The sequence below is a fragment of the Corynebacterium sp. CNJ-954 genome, assembly GCF_001942345.1.
Lineage (GTDB): Bacteria > Actinomycetota > Actinomycetes > Mycobacteriales > Mycobacteriaceae > Corynebacterium.
The window spans coordinates 1-16,844 of the sequence record NZ_MKKI01000010.1 but is presented as its reverse complement, the minus strand read 5'-3'; the positions used below and the strand labels follow the sequence as shown (position 1 = coordinate 16,844).

At 64.2% G+C, this 16,844-nt stretch carries 12 protein-coding genes; 7 read left to right on the top strand and 5 right to left on the bottom strand.

Annotation, left to right across the window (positions count from 1 at the left end; translation table 11 throughout):
* Window positions 1-20: 20 nt before the first annotated feature.
* Window positions 21-1,598, bottom strand: a complete 1,578-nt coding sequence (locus BJF89_RS04525) for a glutamate synthase subunit beta (protein WP_075812653.1) — start codon at window positions 1,596-1,598, stop codon at window positions 21-23.
* Window positions 1,598-6,190, bottom strand: coding sequence for a glutamate synthase large subunit (gltB, locus tag BJF89_RS04520; RefSeq protein ID WP_075812685.1), 4,593 nt, complete (start codon window positions 6,188-6,190; stop codon window positions 1,598-1,600). Before gltB ends, BJF89_RS04525 begins: the two co-directional genes overlap by 1 nt.
* 439 nt (window positions 6,191-6,629) lie before the next feature.
* On the opposite strand from gltB, the gene BJF89_RS04515 reads away from it, so the two are divergent.
* On the top strand, window positions 6,630-7,349 hold the full coding sequence (locus BJF89_RS04515; RefSeq protein WP_075812651.1) for a hypothetical protein: 720 nt from the start codon (window positions 6,630-6,632) through the stop codon (window positions 7,347-7,349).
* 212 nt (window positions 7,350-7,561) lie between these two features.
* A complete protein-coding gene (locus BJF89_RS04510; RefSeq protein WP_255372488.1) occupies window positions 7,562-8,065 on the top strand; it encodes a L,D-transpeptidase in 504 nt (167 codons plus the stop codon).
* Between the two features lie 172 nt (window positions 8,066-8,237).
* On the opposite strand, the gene BJF89_RS18435 is transcribed toward BJF89_RS04510, so the two are convergent.
* The 3 genes from BJF89_RS18435 to BJF89_RS04490 form a co-directional block, all read right to left on the bottom strand.
* Entirely contained in the window at window positions 8,238-8,468 is a 231-nt protein-coding gene (locus BJF89_RS18435) for a hypothetical protein (protein ID WP_139311875.1), read from the bottom strand.
* A gap of 857 nt (window positions 8,469-9,325) precedes the next feature.
* Window positions 9,326-10,180: an SDR family NAD(P)-dependent oxidoreductase gene (locus BJF89_RS04495; RefSeq protein ID WP_075812647.1), complete on the bottom strand. Its 855-nt coding sequence runs from the start codon at window positions 10,178-10,180 to the stop codon at window positions 9,326-9,328.
* Window positions 10,180-10,857 carry a YoaK family protein gene (locus tag BJF89_RS04490; RefSeq protein WP_158026035.1) on the bottom strand — a complete coding sequence of 226 codons (678 nt, stop codon included), beginning with the start codon at window positions 10,855-10,857 and terminating at the stop codon, window positions 10,180-10,182. Before BJF89_RS04490 ends, BJF89_RS04495 begins: the two co-directional genes overlap by 1 nt.
* 451 nt (window positions 10,858-11,308) lie before the next feature.
* On the opposite strand from BJF89_RS04490, the gene BJF89_RS04480 reads away from it, so the two are divergent.
* The 5 genes from BJF89_RS04480 to BJF89_RS04455 form a co-directional block, all read left to right on the top strand.
* The gene (locus BJF89_RS04480) at window positions 11,309-11,896 is read left to right on the top strand and encodes a hypothetical protein (RefSeq protein WP_075812641.1); all 588 of its coding nucleotides are present in this window, start codon (window positions 11,309-11,311) and stop codon (window positions 11,894-11,896) included.
* 1,059 nt (window positions 11,897-12,955) lie between these two features.
* Window positions 12,956-14,188: a site-specific integrase gene (locus BJF89_RS04475; protein WP_075812639.1), complete on the top strand. Its 1,233-nt coding sequence runs from the start codon at window positions 12,956-12,958 to the stop codon at window positions 14,186-14,188.
* A 733-nt stretch (window positions 14,189-14,921) separates the two neighbouring features.
* Window positions 14,922-15,119: a helix-turn-helix domain-containing protein gene (locus BJF89_RS04465; RefSeq protein WP_075812635.1), complete on the top strand. Its 198-nt coding sequence runs from the start codon at window positions 14,922-14,924 to the stop codon at window positions 15,117-15,119.
* Window positions 15,120-15,254: 135 nt separating this feature from the next.
* Window positions 15,255-15,749, top strand: coding sequence for a hypothetical protein (locus BJF89_RS04460; RefSeq protein ID WP_139311874.1), 495 nt, complete (start codon window positions 15,255-15,257; stop codon window positions 15,747-15,749).
* A partial coding sequence (locus tag BJF89_RS04455; protein WP_075812631.1) for a hypothetical protein occupies window positions 15,746-16,844 on the top strand: 1,099 nt, incomplete at its 3' end. The genes BJF89_RS04460 and BJF89_RS04455, both read left to right, overlap by 4 nt.

Genomic DNA, 16,844 nt, shown 5'->3' with positions numbered 1-16,844 from the left:
AATGTACTCTCCCAGCACACTCACACACTCAACGGCATGTCCGACGGGGCGACGGGCCGTGGGAGGGCACTCTCACCCATCAGTGCACGGTCGACGGCGGCCGCACAGGCGCGTCCCTCGGAGATCGCCCAGACGATCAGTGAGGCGCCACGGCCGGCGTCCCCGGTGGCGAACACCGGGGCGTCGAACCCGGTGTCACGCACGGTGGAGGACTCGGCCCACCAGGTGCGGTAGTCGTCGTCGCGCTTGAGGCGCCCGCGTCCGTCGACCGGGAGGCCCAGTTCCGAGACGATGCCCTCGGTGTCGACGGAGGAGAAGCCGACGGCCAGCAGGACGAGGTCGGCGTCCATGTCGACCTCCGTGTCAGGGAGATTGACCATGCCTTCCGGGGTACGTTCACACGTTGCCGCGCGCAGTGCGGTGACGTGGCCGTCGGTGCCGGTGAGCTCCACGGTGTTGATGCGGTGGTCGCGGTGGCCCAGCGTGCTGCCGACCTCACGCTCGGCGAGGCCGAGTGCGACGATCTCGTCGGCGGACTCGTTGCCGCTGATGCGGTACTCGCCTTCCTCGTGAGCGGACGCCACGCGCCAGATCTTCGGCCACACCGGCCAGGGGTTGTCCTCGGTGCGGTACGGGTCCGGTGCCGGGTTGTAGTCGAACTGGCGGACGGAGGCCGCGCCCTGACGCAGGGCGGTGCCGAAGCAGTCGGTGCCGGTGTCGCCGCCACCGATGATCACGACATTCTTGCCTTTCGCGTCGATCTGAGGGGTGTCAATGTCGCCGGCGACAACGCGGTTAGCCATCGGAAGGTACTCCATCGCCTGGTGGACGCCCTCCAGGTCGCGGCCCGGGATGGAGACGTCCCGGGGGACCGTCGCCCCGACGGCCAGCACGACGGCGTCGAATCCGGCGAGGTCGGAGGCGGACGGCGAGATGTTGGTGCGGAATGTCGTGCCCTCGGCCTCCATCTGGGCCAGACGCCGGTCGATCCAGCGGTTCTCCAGCTTGTAGTCCGGCACCCCGTAGCGCAGCAGGCCGCCGATCCGGTCGTCGCGTTCGAAGACGGTGACGTCGTGCCCGGCGCGGGTGAGCTGCTGGGCGGCAGCCAGGCCGGCGGGGCCGGACCCGACGACGGCGACAGACTGGCCGGTGGAGAAACTGGCCTTCACCGGTCGCACCCAGCCTTCCTCGAAGGCGTGCTCGACGATCTGCAGTTCGACGGTCTTGATCGCCACCGGGTCGCCGACTCCGGCACCGGCGCCGATTCCTTCGATGCCCAGCACGCAGGCGCCCTCGCAGGGGGCGGGGCAGATGCGCCCGGTGAACTCGGGGAAGTTGTTCGTGGCGTGCAGGCGGTCGTAGGCCTCCTTCCACCGTCCCTGGCGGACCAGGTCATTCCACTCGGGGATGATGTTGCCCAGTGGGCAGCCGTCGTGGCAGAAGGGAATGCCGCAGTCCATGCAGCGGGCGGCCTGGGTCTGCACCTTCGAGTCGGCGAAGGGTTCGTAGACCTCCTTCCAGTCGAGCAGGCGCAGCGGGACGGGGCGGTGGGCCGCTTCCTCGCGGGGGTATTTCATGAATCCGTGCGGATCAGCCATTACTTGACTCCCTCCATGATGGCGGCGGCGATGCCGTCCGCGTCGAGTCCCGCGTCGCGGGCCTGTTCGATGGTCTGCAGGACGCGCCGATAGTCGCGCGGCATGACCTTGATCAGTGACCGGGGGTCCACGTCGACGGTGGATCCGGTGAGGCGCCGGTGGCGCTCGATGGTGTCGACGAGCCAGTCGAGCTCGTCGTCGGCGACCTCCTCGACGTCGACGAGGCCGGGGTTGATGCGCCGTGCCATGCCGTCGACGCCGCTGCCGTCATCCATGAGGTATGCGATGCCGCCGGACATGCCGGCACCGAAGTTCTCGCCGACGGGGCCGAGGTTGATCACGCGCCCGCCGGTCATGTACTCGCAGCCGTGGTTCCCCATCCCCTCGACGACGGCGGTGACACCGGAGTTGCGCACGCAGAAGCGTTCGCCGACGGCACCGCGGATGAACATCTCGCCGGAGACGCCACCGAAGCCCAGGACGTTGCCGGCGATGGTCTGGTGTTCGCCGACCGCGCCGTCGCGGTCGTGGGGCCGGATGGCGATGGTGCCACCGGACAGGCCCTTGGCGACGTAGTCGTTGGCGTCGCCGACGAGGGTCAGGGTCATGCCCTTCGGGACGAAGGCGCCGAAGGAGTTTCCGGCGGAGCCGGTGAAGGTGAGGTTCACGGTGCCGTCGGGCAGACCGTCGCGTCCGGCGACCCGGCTGACCAGGGAGCCGGTCATCGTACCGACCGAACGGTTGACGTTGGTGATCGGGTAGCTCAGCTCGATGGCGGTGCCTTCGCCTGCGGCGGCGCGACGGATGGTCTCCTCGGCGTCCTCACGGATGCGGTTGTCGAGGGCCGCGTCCAGGCTGTGGTCCTGGTTCTTGGTCTTGTACAGGTCCTGGTGCATGAACGGGCTGTCGGGACGGGCGAAGATCGGCGAAAGGTCGAGCGACCCGGCGGTCTTGTGCCCAGGGTCGACTGCACCGGCGCGCAGGCACTCGGAATGGCCCACGGCCTCCTCGAGGGTGCGGAAACCGAGTTCGGCGAGGTACTCGCGGACCTCCTGGGCGATGAAGGTGAAGAAGTTGACGACGTGGTCGGCCTGGCCGGTGAACTTCTTGCGCAGGTCGGGGTTCTGGGTCGCCACGCCCACCGGGCAGGTGTCCAGGTGGCAGACGCGCATCATGATGCAGCCCTCGACGACCAGTGGCGCGGTGGCGAAACCGAACTCCTCGGCGCCGAGCAGGGCGGCGACCATGACGTCGCGTCCGGTCTTCATCTGGCCGTCGCACTGCACGGTGATGCGGTCACGCAGTCCGTTCATCAGCAGGGTCTGCTGGGTTTCGGCCAGGCCGAGCTCCCAGGGCCCACCGGCGTGCTTCAGCGAGTTCAGCGGGGACGCGCCGGTGCCGCCGTCGTGCCCGGAGATCAGGACGACGTCGGCGTGAGCCTTGGACACACCGGCGGCGACCGTGCCCACGCCCTGCTCGGCGACGAGCTTGACGTGGATGCGGGCGTCCGGGTTGGCGTTCTTCAGGTCGTGGATCAGCTGGGCGAGATCCTCGATGGAGTAGATGTCGTGGTGAGGGGGCGGGGAGATCAGCCCGACGCCGGGGGTCGTCACACGGACCTCGGCGATCCAGGGGTAGACCTTGTGCGGGGGCAGCTGGCCGCCCTCGCCGGGCTTGGCCCCCTGGGCCATCTTGATCTGGATGTCGGTGCAGTTGTTCAGGTAGTGGCTGGTCACGCCGAAACGTCCGGACGCGACCTGCTTGATCGCCGACCGGCGCCAGGTGCCGTCCGCCTCGGGCTCGAAACGGTCGGGGTCCTCGCCGCCCTCACCGGAGTTCGACATGCCCTTGAGCCGGTTCATGGCGATGGCGAGGGTCTCGTGGGCCTCGGCGGAGATCGAGCCGTAGCTCATCGCGCCGGTGGAGAAGCGTTTGACGATCGCGGAGACGGGCTCGACCTCGTCGACGGGGATCGACGGACGGTCACTGTGCAGCTCGAACAGTCCACGCAGGGTCGCCAGCCGCTTCGACTGGTTGTCGACCTTGTCGGAGTACTCCTTGAAGATGCGGTACTGCCCGGTGCGGGTGGCGTGCTGCAGCTTGAACACGGTCTCTGGGTTGAACAGGTGGTACTCGCCCTCACGGCGCCACTTGTACTCGCCGCCGATCTCGAGTTCGCGGTGCGCGGCTTCCTCGGGTCGGGGGAGGAAGGCGAAACGGTGCCGCACGGCCACGTCGGCGGCGAGCTCGTCCAGTCCGATGCCGGAGATGGGGCTGAGGCAGCCGGTGAAGTAGTCGTCCAGGAGCTGCTGGTGCAGGCCGGTGACGTCCGCCAGCTGCGCGCCACGGTAGGAGGCGACGGTCGCGATGCCCATCTTCGACATGATCTTCTGCACGCTGGCAGAGGCACCGTCGATGAAGTTCTGGCAGCCTTCGTCGGTGGTCAGCGAGCCGAGCTGGCCGCGCTTGGAGAGTTCGTCGATGGTCTCGAACGCCATGTAGGGGTTGATCGCGTCAGCGCCGAAGGTGAGCAGCATCGCGAGGTGGTGGACCTCGCGGGCGTCCCCGGCCTCGATGATCAGCGAGGCCCGGGTACGGGTGCGCTCGGCGACGAGGTGCTGGTGCACCGCGCTGGTGAGCAGCAGTGAGGGGATCGGCGCCATCCGCTCGTCGGACTCGCGGTCAGAGAGGATGATCAGGGTCGCGCCGTCCTCGATGGCACGGGAGGTCTCACGCCGGATGCGCTCGATGGCCTGCCGCATACCGCGACCCCCGTGGGCGACCGGGTAGAGCCCGGAGACCACGGCGGAGCGGAAGTCCTCGAATCCCTCATGCTCACCGGCCTGGCGCAACGTGGCCAGCGTGGAGTTGAGCAGGACCGGGGTCTCCAGGTGGATGCGGTGTGCGGCCTCGGGAACCTCGGTGGTGACGTCGACCTGGCGTCCCAGCTGGGTGAACATGCTGGTCACCATCTTCTCGCGGATGGAGTCCAACGGCGGGTTGGTGACCTGCGCGAAGCGCTGGGCGAAGAAGTCGAAGAGCATGCGGGGGCGGTCCGACAGGGCGGCGATGGGTGTGTCGGTGCCCATGGAGCCCAGCTGTTCGGCGCCGGTGACCGCGAGCGGCTGGATGAGGACGTCGACGTCCTCCTCCGTCATGCCGAAGACACGCTGGCGCAGGACGACCCGTTCGTGGCTCATCGCCTCGTACTCGACCGGGGGCAGGTCGGCGAAGCGAACGATGTTGTTGTCGACCCACTGGCGGTAGGGCTTGTCGGCCAACCGCGACTTGACCTCGTCATCGGGGATGATGCGCCCCTGCGCCGTGTCGACGAGGAACATACGGCCGGGTTCGATGCGCCGACGCTGGACGATGTCCTCCGGCGGGACGGGCAGCAGCCCGGCCTCGGACCCACCGATGACCAGCCCGTCCTTGGTCACCCAGATACGCCCGGGGCGGAGACCGTTGCGGTCCAGGACCGAGCCGATGACGGTGCCGTCGGTGAACACCAAGGCGGCCGGGCCGTCCCACGCCTCCATCAGGGAGGAGTGGTACTCGTAGAACGCGCGGACGTCCGGGTCGACGGAGGGGTTACGTTCCCATGCCTGGGGAACCATCATCATCACGGCGTGTGGGAGCGAACGGCCGGCGAGGTGGAGCAGCTCCAGCGCCTCGTCGAACCGTCCGGTGTCCGAGCCCGAGGGGTCACAGACCGGCAGGACACGCTCGATGTCGCCGAGGGTCTCCGAGCGGATCTGGGACTCGCGGGCACGCATCCAGTTCTCGTTGCCGCGCACCGTGTTGATCTCGCCGTTGTGTGCGAGCAGGCGGAACGGGTGGGCCAGTGGCCAGGAGGGGAAGGTGTTCGTGGAGAACCGGGAGTGGACGATCGCCAGGGCCGACTCGACCCGGTCGTCCTGCAGGTCAAGGTAGAAGTCCCGCAGCTGAGGGGTGGTGAGCATGCCCTTGAAGACGATGGTCCGTGAGGACAGCGACGGGAAGTAGACCGTGTCCGAACCGGCACCCTCGCCCGGCCCCTTCGAGCCGAGTTCGCGCTCGGCGCGCTTGCGCACGAACCACACGCGGCGGTCCAGCTCGATACCGGAGAGCTCATTGCCCTCTGTGTCCCGTCCGGCGATGAACAACTGGTAGAAGATCGGTTCGGCGTCCCGGGCCATGGCGCCGAGGGCGGAATCGTCGACGGGGACCTCCCGCCAGGCGAGCAGGTCGAGGTTCTCTTCCTGGATGATCGACTCGACGGCACGCATCGCGTCCAATGCGGCCATGCGGGCGGCCGGGAGGAAGGCGATACCCGTGGCATAGGCGCCGGGAGCGGGCAGGTCGATGCCCTGGTGTGCGAGCACCTCGCGGTAGAAACGGTCCGGGACCTGCATCAGGATGCCGGCGCCGTCACCGGTGTTCTTCTCGGCCCCCGCGGCACCACGGTGGTCGAGGTTGACCAGGGCCTGGATGCCCTTCTCGACGATGTCGTGCGTGGCCCGGCCGTGCATGTCGGCAACGAAGGCGACGCCACAGGCATCGTGCTCGTGGGCCGGGTGGTAGAGCCCCTGGGGCGCCGGGTAGTTCTTCAGCTGGTTGTTCACGGGGTGGTCATCCTCCGGTCGTCGGGTCGTGCAGTGCGGTTCTCCGTGGCCAGGGGTGGTGGCCTTTCGTCGGTAGGGGTGCTTTTGCCCTACTGATACGGTCCTGCGGAGGTGGCACAAAATTAGGCTTGGCTTAGAGACGCTGGTGCCGGCGAGGTCATGTGATGCAGGACACGTTTTATCGTCGTATCGGGATCCGTCTCGATCTGTGGTTGTCTTTGTATCTTATCCCCCCAGGGGTCCCATATCGATACAGCTGCGCATTCCCATCATGCGCCCGCATGTTTCCCACTAAATGGGACAATTATTACAAACGGGTTTCAGGCCAGTTTCCCGCCTGTGTACGCCTGCGTACGTCTGTACCGCGCCGCAATCCGTCTGTAATACGCGCATCGCCACACGGACACGGACAGCTACCATGAAAAGAGTGAAAGACCCTCTGAGAATCCCCCACGTCCTGGAGGCACTGGCCCGGGCATGGGAGAGCCAACCCGACCTGACGCTGCCCCAGCTCTACGGAGTGCTGGAATCACGGGGCATCGGCTGGAACTCCACCGACGAGGAAGTGCTGGACACGCTCTCGGCACTGACGGCGGAACGCCCGTCGCTTCTCACCGCCGATTCCCCGGGCCGGTATCTCGTCGAGACCGAGCAACCGTCCTACCGTGTCACCCTGGACCCGTGGTGGGCGGCGGTGCGTCCCGCCCGCCGTGGCCCGGAGACGGACGCGCCGCAACCTGTGGTGTGGCGACACGGTGGAATCCGACGGTGTGCGGTCGGCCAACCACTCAGCGTCCTGTCCGCCGCGGGAACCGTGCACCGCTTCGGCCTGGTCAACCGGATCACCGTCCTGACGACGACGGTGGATTCAATCACCGACGCCCCGGACCTGGACGGACTGAGGCATGACGAGCTGGACGGCCATGTGTACCTGCTCCGCCTGGCCGGGGACGAGCACGCCGGAACGACCGTGCTGGTGGACCACGCGCTGTGGATCTTCGACGTCTCACGGCGCGAGGTGCAGCGCGACCGGGTGCCCTGGACCCGGCTGGCGTCGGCGTCCGTGGGGACGGAGCTGGTCGTCGACCGGCCGAACGGCGGCAGAATGCGACTTCCGGTCGTCGAGCAGGTCACGGTGCTGGAGTAGCGCGCGACACACCGGAGCGTAATCCGTGGCATCCCTGCGCACCGCGCAAGGGTAACCTGGGTCACACTGACCTACTTCTGGAGGTGCGTCCCGATGAAGAGCATCGGCCGAATCCTGACGTTGTTCGCCGGCTCTGCGGCGCTGGCCCTGGCTTTCGCCTCACCCGCGAACGCCGCCCCACGCTGAACCTTCCGGAGGTGCCGGGACCTGACGTGAGCCTGCCCGACATGCCGGACCTGCCGGACTGGGCAGATGACCTGCTCCCCGACGGAGTCGTACCGTCACCGGGTCAGACTCCGGGTCAGACTCCGGGTCAGCCGCCTGCGACACCACAGCCCCGGAACGCACCCTGCGCGGTGGAGGCGAAGGCCTGCATCAGTCTCGGGAACCAGACGGCCTGGCTGCAGGACGGTGCGGGCACCATCACCCGCGGCCCCGTACCCGCCAGCACCGGACGTGCCGGCTACGAGACCCCCGCCGGCACGACCAAGGTCACCAGGAAGGACGCCGACTGGTGGTCCAGCGCCTACGATGCCCCGATGCCGTTCTCGGTGTTCTTCTCGGCGGGAACGTCCTACCCCAATGACATCGGCATCGCCTTCCATGAGGGCGACCCCGGCGTGCTCTCCCACGGGTGCATCCACCTGCTGCACGACGACGCCGTCGCCTTCTTCAACACCCTGCAGGTCGGCGACGTGGTGGATGTCGTGGCGTAGGCATGCCTCACCATGGTTTGAGAGAAGGACAGAATGTGTGCTCAGTATCCCTGCTCCCGAACGGCTCACTCTGCTAAAGCGGCAGCCTGTAACTTCACCGGCAACTATTCGGTCAGTTCAGGCAGCAAGAACGGGCCCAGATGCCCCCGGTCAACTCGCCCATCCTGATGGCTCAGCAGGCGCGAGAAGCAGCCGACCACAATGTCCGGTGCGCTCGAGTACGGCGACGGTTCTGCGTGGATTGTTGGGCTTCCAGGGTGATGTCCTGGACTCCCGTCTCGGTGCGCTCGAAGTGGAGCTGTCCCAGGCACTTTCTGCGGTAGCGTTCTGTCTTCCTGTTGAGTTTCCTGCGGTGCGCGGTGACGGCCTGCATCGCGCCGATGGAGCAGACGGGGCCGATCATCTGCTGCCGCCGTTTATGGCTTTCGTCGGTCCAGCGCAGTACGAACTGCCCGGGTAAGTGCAGGGATGAAGTGCGTCGCGTACGACGCCCAGCTTGTCGGTGTCGGTGATGCGTACGCACACCAAGTATTCGTGCTGCGTTGGTGAGCGTGGTCCTGATGACTCATCGATGTAGGCGACGTACCGAGACCTCACCTCGACAGCTTATCGCAGGCTCCGCTGTAAGTCTGCTCGCCCATGCAAGGAGGCGGGGGTTAGAACTGGTTTTCGCGGGCTGCTGTCACTATCGCGGAGAGGCTGCTCCGCACCACGACAGAAGCTCAACACCGTGTACTGAACCTGCAGCGACGGACCCAGTTTGACTCAGGACACGAGGTCGTCGTCGCCTCGGTCGCCTGCTTTGTACCCGTTGCCGTTTTTGTCATAGGTGATCCATTCCCCCCCCCTGCCACGCCCCTGCGGAAGTGTCCTGACCGTTTCAATGTCCCATCGAGCCGGTACCATTCCCAGTACCCCTCAAGGTTCACCATCGGTGGTCTTCCCCTTGAACCAGCGGGTGGTGCCATTGGCGTGGTACTTGACGGTGTACCCGTCGATGCTCTCCGACTTCTTCTCTCCCCCTTGCCGTTGCCCCACTATCGCTACCCGTCTGACGTTTACGCGCATACCGGATTCGACAAGCTACCAGGGTAAGAATCCATAGCTCCTCACCCTACTCGGCGTCCCGCAGAAGAAACACCATCAATCACCTCCTCGGAAAATGCCACCACCCCCACTCGCGAGTGGGTCTCCTGTCTATGTAACTATGACGCGGGTTCAGAATATGTCCGAAGACCGTCACGCCCGATAAGGGCGTGCTCAGGCGGTAATATTGGCACTGTCACCGCCAGTCGCCGCGAAGCTCGTACCGGAAACCATCCTCGCTTCCTCAGAAGCGAGAAAGACCACTAACGGCGCGACGTCCTCGGGTTCAACCCATGGCACACCGAGCGGGAGCTTGCCAAGTTGAGCATCTGCTGCAGTTTTTTCATCATCACTGAGTTTGCCGCTGGGTTCATGCCCGCCGGCGCGAATGATCTGGGCGTATCGATCCTCATGCCGAGTGAGTGCTGTGTTGATCAGCCCAGGGATCACCGCGTTAACTGTGATTCCGTACTTTCCAAGATCCAATGCTGCAGACTTCATCAGTCCGATCAACCCCCATTTGGAGGCAGAATAACCAGTACCGTCGAGAGTGCCGTGCTGCCCCTGGGTGGAGGACGTAATGATGATCCGTCCCCCACCCCGTTTAATCAGTAGTGGGGCAACGACTCGAAGGACATTGGCAGTACCCGTTAGATTGATGTCAATCTGGTCATCCCACAGTTCATCACTCATCTCCAACAGCGAGGCGAATCCCTGAATACCGGCATTCGCGAATACGACGTCTACCCCACCAAAATGCTCAACGATCCCATTGAATCCATCGCGCACTGCGTCCTTGTCCCGCTGATCGAAGATCACGGGCATCCATTGCGCACCGGCCGCCTTCACGAGACGACCCGTCTCCTCTAGGTCTTCGGGGGTCGCTGGTGCATAGTCCATCGCACTGCTGGCCAGAGCCGCAATATCAACGCCCGCGACCCGATATCCTGCCTTCGCGAAAGCGACGGCCGTCGCACGTCCAATTCCTCGGGCAGCGCCTGTTACTACTGCTACTTGTACTTCACTCATTAGTTTCCTCCTTGATCGTTCTTCATCGTTGCGGATTCTTTGTTTCTCGCCCAGGCCAATACCAATGCGCCAGCAGCCATACACACACCACCAACCAGGAGTGCTCCAGCTCCTGACCAGGCTGTGACGAGCAGCGCCCCCAAAGCTCCACCGGCACACATAGACGCTATCGCTCCGACGCGGCGTCCCCACTTCTCCGCACTCCCGCCAGCCACTGGCGAGTCCAACGCAAAGTTCACCAGCGTGCTCGTAATGACGACCGTCGTGACGTCCGAGATTCGCGCACCCCGAGCAGCGACCGCCTGGATCCCCATGGCCATGGCAAGCACCGCAGTCAAGGCCACTAGCCACAAGTTGGCGAGCGACCCCAGCAATAGCCAAGCAAGTCCGAGTAAGAGAATCACTGTAGATATCCCCGCCAACAGCGCTAAGTGCACCGTCGGGAGGCGTGTGTGATGGCTCCGGCCCCGCACGACTCTGCCTGCGAGTACAGAACCTACGAGAAATCCAAGCAGTGCAATCGCGTTGTTCAACAGGGGAACACTCCCCGCCTCTGCCAGACCAAAGCCGACGAACAACACATTGCCCGTCATGTTTCCGGTAAATACGTGATCCAGGGCCAAGTAACTCACAGCATCTACGACACCGGTGGCCGCTGTCAGCGCGAACAGTCCCACCAAATACGGTGCATCGGTGCCAAGTCCTTTACTCACTCGCTGCCTGCCAATCGACAAGTTTCGTACAGTCAACGGGCAGAACGTACCTGGTGTGCGAAGTCTGAAACCTCTCCGCCTGAGCCGCGTCGATCGTGAGCGTGAACGATACGTTCTGATCGGCGGCAAATGCGACCACAGACGCTGCCCCAGCTTCGACGACGCCACCTGTAGTCTTTGCCAGATGTCGTCGGGCTTGTCGAAGCACTAGCCGCAGATGAAGACTCTGAGGGTTCTTAACGTCAACATCCTTGAAGGAGTCTATGCGGGTGTCAGTAGTGAGCATGGGACGTTCCCCTTTGATCGGGCCAGTGATCGCGCGTCTTCTCGGAGGGGTCGCACGTCGGGCTTGCATCACCATAGTGACAGTAACCAGCGCTAACGTCAAGCATTTCTGTCACCTATACTGGGCGGCATGGCACGCGCACGTCTATCCGATGAATCGCTCCTGGAAATCTCGTTGCGATGCGCTCAATCCTTCTATGACCACGACGGTGATGCGCCCACAGGCGCACTGGTCGCGGCATCCGGGTTGTCCGAACGCACTTTCTTCCGGTACTTCCCGACGAAGGAAGAAAGCTTGCGCCCGCTTCTGAACGCGGGCAACCTGAGTTTCGCCAACGCTCTTTCCCTGCGCCTCGAGCAGGGAACGTCTGACTACTTGGGTGCCATAGTCGGGGGATTCGATGAGACGATGACGTCGACAAGCTTCGCCTGGGGCCACCACCTCTTACAGCTCATCCTGACCGTTCCCGCACTGCGCCGGGTGTGGTTGGAGTCCAATGAGGACTTACCGCATCTACTATGGCCCACGTTTGCTCAATCGCTGGACCTACCGGAAGATCACGACGAGACTCTTATGGCTGCCGATGAAGCCGTACTGCTGACCGTCTGTGCAGTACGGGTCATGGCCAGGACCGAACTAGGCCCCCGACAGGCCATCGAGCGCGTTGCCGTAGCTTTCAGAACAAATCCACTGTTACGGTCCACCCGCAGGGTCTGAAGTGTGCAGACGCAATGGCACTGTTGCGGCCGCACGGCGGACTTTACAAGTTTCCTTCTCCAACACCACTGGCCGTATGCCCGATATCTCTGACCAGTATCACTGGCACTGAGGATTTTGGATGTCCCGCACTCTGTTTCTTCGGCATCAAGACCATACTGGAGGCAGCGCCTACCGGAGCCACTCCTCCACTACTGGTGACCTGCCCCTAGAAGATTCATTCGCCCGGCAGTCTAGTTCGTATTCCAGACCGTGCAGTCCAGTCAAACCAGGGATCGTCCCGGAGCTTTCACTTAGTGTAGTGCCCCGACCTCTCCCACTGTGTCAACCTCACGGTGCTACCGTCCCTCAGATGAACCGGATCACTGCAGACCAGTTGGAGGTATGGATCTCGCCCGAGGGACTGCACAGATACCGGACGCGTTCGGCCGACGCCATGTGGCTCTCCGGGGAACAACCGGCAGATGATCAGAAACCTCGAAAAGGCGGTATCCGCCGCCGGCGGGCCAGATACTCCCGGTGGAAAAATCGTAGCAGAACTCATGTACGGTATCTGACGGTTCCTACTGAGCACCCAGTATCAGGCCACGGTGCGGCAGGTGGGTTCACCGGGAGGGTACGCAGCAAGCGTGACCGCGGTGAGCTGTATGCGGCAATGGACTATCTCAACGGCGTGCGGGACCCGTGTCCGCATTCCGAGCCGGTGTACCGCCTCGACAATGCACAGTTCATCGAGAGCATCAGCACGGCTGCCGGCTACGTGGATACGGTTGACTCGAGGCGCTCTGGGTGCAGTGGGGAACGGTTATCCCTTCCCCACTGCACCAAACGTAGAGCATGAATGAAACTCTGGCGGAGACGAGGGGATTCCGCATTTCGGGAATTGCCCCCACCGTCGCTACCTTGCTGTTTCCGTTGTTATGGCAGGTCACTACCCATGGTACGGTGCCCTATAGAGGTACACAAGTACCCACATATCCAAACTCATTGCCCACGTATTGCCCACGGATTCAGGGCACGGTGGGCAGAGGACGACAGGGCACAAGGGCAGGGCGGCAAGTGGGCAGACCGAAGGGCAAGCCGAAGAAGCGACGGTTCGGCGCGACGGAGCAACTGAAGTCAGGAAAGTACCGGGCAAGGTACACCTACCGTGGCCGTCGGTGGACTTCCCCGCGCACGTTCCTTTCTCAGGGCAGGGCTGAGGGTTGGCTAGACAACGAGGAACGGCTGATTGATCGGGGGGACTGGTCACCACCGGCGGAGCGAGAAGCTAAAGACGCGGCGGTGAACATCTCCGTCAATGAGGCGGTAGACCGCTGGATACGGGACGCGGGGCATTTAGCGGAGTCATCCCGCGTCTTGTACCAGTCGCTCCGGCGCAACCGCATTGAGCCGTACCTGTCGGAAGTTCCCCTGTCGGAGTTCACCCGGTCTCACGCGTTCAAGTGGGTTGACGATATTCGCCGGGGCCACGGCGGCAGGAAAAAGCGCAATAGTGACGCGTACAAGTTGCTACACGCGGCGCTTCAGGCTCAGGTAGACCAGGGCACGCTGGATGTGAACCCGTGCCAGGTCAAGGGCGCTACTCAGGTACCGAAACCAGCGGAGAAGGCGGTCCCCACCCTGCAGCAGTTGCACGTGATCGTAGCGAACATGCCAGAGCACATGAGGGCAGGCACACAGGTCGCGGCATGGTGCGGCCTGCGTCCTGCGGAGTGGCAAGAGCTTCGACGGCGGGACGTTGAGCGTCACCCACAACCAGCGATAGACGGGGTAGCACAACCTGATCGGGTGGTGCTGCACGTTGATAGGCAGGCGCACCGGAAGGGCAGCGAGTGGGTTGTGACGTTGCCAAAGGGCGGGAAGACGCGCCGGGTGCTCATGCCGGGGCACCTTGTGGCAGTGCTGGACGACCAGTTACGCCGGTTCTCACAGCCGGGCCGGGACGGGTTGCTGTTCCCAAACGAGAGGGGTGAGCAGTTGACGCGGCAGAAGTACTACAACGCGTTCAAGTTGCGTGCGGAGTTGGCGGGGTGCGAGAAGGCTTCACCTCATTCGTTGCGGCATTTCGGGGGCACGGCGTATGCGCAGGCGGGTGCGACCGTGAGGGAGACAATGGACCTCATGGGGCATAAGACACCTCAGGTGGCGATGATGTACCAGCACACGGCGGCGAACAGACCAGAGTTGTTGGCGGCGGCGGTATCGGCGCTGGCGATGGCAGGGACACCCGGCACAACGGAGCAGGACGGCGACCAGGACAACGGGAAGGGCAGCGACGATGACCAGTAAAGATGAAGCGTGGCTGGAGAGCCTACGGCGGCAGCAGGAGGTAGGGGAGTGGATACGCGGCGGTTGGTTGCTGGACAGTAGGCGCCTCAGAAATGCGGCGCTGGCGGAGTACCGGTGTAGGCACAAGGATCTTCTAGCGGCGCTGGTGAAGGTCGAGGGCACGTTTTACTTCATGTGGCGGCAACACCGTGCTATCGCGGTGGTAGACAGTGACGACCTGCAGGATTGGAGTGCTGGAGCAGTCCCGGACGGCGTAAACGTGGACGCCGCAGCGCGTGCGATTGCGACTGTAGACCGATGGCTAGACGAGCCATGCACACGTCCCGAGCATGGGGAGCCTCCTGTTCCTCGCCGCCGGTGGCTGGACGAGGGCAAAGTGCCAGCACCGGGCTACAGACCGGAGAGTCTGAGAGAGTCCGCACAGTTAACCCCTGAGCCGGTACAGGGCGGGTGGGAGTGTGAGAGGTTCGCTGATTGGCCGGACGGTCACCGTATCCATGCGAACTGTGAGCACCATACAGGGTGGACGGTCACGAAACAGCAGGTCAAGGATGATGCTAGGCGTTTGCGGCGGGCGAGGTCTAAGCGCGTCACCTTATCGCTGTAGCCGGTGCCACATGTGCCCACATCACACATATGGGGTACGCTAGTCACCATAATCAGCGCGCGCCTAGGCAGGCGAACACGCGGAGTCGCGGCCCGGAAAACGACGACCCGAAAGGGCTAGTTTTCCATGCCTCGGCATATTGAACGGCGCTACGCCACCATAAAGGGCGCTGCAGAATACGCGTCCACCAGCACCAACACCGTGAGGCGGTGGGTGCAGCAGGGGAAGATCAACGGCTACGGGTACGGCCCCCGGTTCCTACGCGTTGACCTGAACGACATTGACGCAATGCTTGCAGGCCACCGCGTGAAGGTGGTGGCGTGAATGTTCCCCCGACACGATGAAACCCCCACCAGCAGGGCAGCGAGTGGGGGTCTAACAGGGCAGACGGGGGGGCCGTCTGAGCCTGACTATATCACCCCCACATCGGACGTTCCCACTGCTGAGCAGTGGTCACAGATGGACGCTCACAATGAGAGGGCGTTGCTGTGGTGCCTCATGCACTGCAGGTACGCCGATGTACTCCACTTTTGCGAGGACCAGGACCCCCGCGCGCTGTACGCCGAACCTCGGCGGGTGGCACTGCGAGCACTGGTGACAGTTTCCCGGCGAGAAGTCGAGGACGGGCACGGAGACGATACCGTTGCTCACCACTCGGTAAACGCGGAAGTCATGGACTACGACGGGCCGGAGATGCTAGAGGCGCTAGCGGAGATTCGCCGGACGACACCCTACGGAGCGAACACATGGACCATCCCTGACTTGTGGCAGGCGGTGAAACGTGCCCGACTGTTCCGGGCGCTGGACTCGGCAGGCCGTGACCTGATCGGCACGGCGGAGACGCGGGACCCTTCGCGGTTCGCAGAGTCGCTACGCCGGTTGGAACACCTACCCCGGTTGGCAGCGGCGGCGGACCTCGGTGTTGACGGCGACGATGAACGGAGGACGGCATGAGCGACCTAGATCAACTGGAGTTCATGGACACCCCCGAAACCCTCGGCGCTGAGCGTCCATCTGAGCGGTTGGACAACACCCCGGCACCCCGTGGCACCCGTGAGAGCGTCAGAGCATCCCACGGGCCGGACACCCCGGTTGCCGAAGCGGTAGCGGCAACGCGCCGGGCAAGCACCCCGGACGATCTACCGGACGGGCCGGAGAAGATCGTGTTCACTCACTCCCCCACTACCCGGAAGGTATGGCAGGCGGCGAGGTCGAGGCTCGGTTCGCCGTGGGCCGTCCTCGGTTGCGTTATCGCCCGCACCCTCGCGGCAACAGGCCCCCATGTCCAACTTCCCCCACTGGTCGGTGGGCACATGTCGTTGAACCTACTGGTGGGGCTGGTCGGTGACCCCGGCGGCGGCAAGGGCACCGCTGAGGCCATCGCTCACAGCCTGTTCACCGTCGAGGACGACCGGGGCAACCCCGTAGAGGTTCCAGAACTTCCCCTCGGTTCCGGTGAAGGTATCGCCGAACTGTTCACCCGGCGCGACTTCCCCGGCGACGGAGAAACAGTGACCCCTACACCAGACCGGGTGTTGTTCCGGGTGCCTGAGATTGACTCGCTGAGCGCGGCAGCGTCACGGCGAGAGGCAACAGTTCTGCCCACCCTTCGGCAGGCGTTCATGGGCGAGCCGTTAGGCCATACCGGCGCGACCTCGGCGACGACACGCAACGTTGAGGCTCACACCTACCGGCTGTGTGTCGTGATGGGGATACAGCCTCGCCGGGCCGGTGGACTTCTCCGTGACGCGGATGGTGGCACCCCACAGCGGGTGTTGTGGTTGCCGGTGAGTGACCCCGGCGCGCCTGACTCCCCACCCGGTGACCCCGGACAGACCGCTATCCGCTTGCCCGCTGGTGCGAGGGCACACAACGGGATTTCCCCGCTTGTGATGACCCTTCCCCCGGACGTTGCACAGCGTGTGCAGTCCAACCGGCTACGGAGGCTGAGAGGTGATGCTGTCGTGGGGTTGGACGGGCACCTGTTGTTGACCCGTGAGAAGGTCGCAGCAGCATTGGCGCTCATGGACTCCAGAGCGGCTATCTCGG

Coding starts and splice junctions, on each gene's coding strand:
- BJF89_RS04525 (WP_075812653.1), bottom strand. CDS start 1,598: ATGGCTGATCCGCACGGATTCATGAAATACCCCCGCGAGGAAGCGGCC.
- BJF89_RS04495 (WP_075812647.1), bottom strand. CDS start 10,180: ATGAGTGAAGTACAAGTAGCAGTAGTAACAGGCGCTGCCCGAGGAATT.
- BJF89_RS04460 (WP_139311874.1), top strand. CDS start 15,255: ATGGACGCTCACAATGAGAGGGCGTTGCTGTGGTGCCTCATGCACTGC.
- BJF89_RS18435 (WP_139311875.1), bottom strand. CDS start 8,468: ATGATCGGCCCCGTCTGCTCCATCGGCGCGATGCAGGCCGTCACCGCG.
- BJF89_RS04465 (WP_075812635.1), top strand. CDS start 14,922: ATGCCTCGGCATATTGAACGGCGCTACGCCACCATAAAGGGCGCTGCA.
- BJF89_RS04480 (WP_075812641.1), top strand. CDS start 11,309: ATGGCACGCGCACGTCTATCCGATGAATCGCTCCTGGAAATCTCGTTG.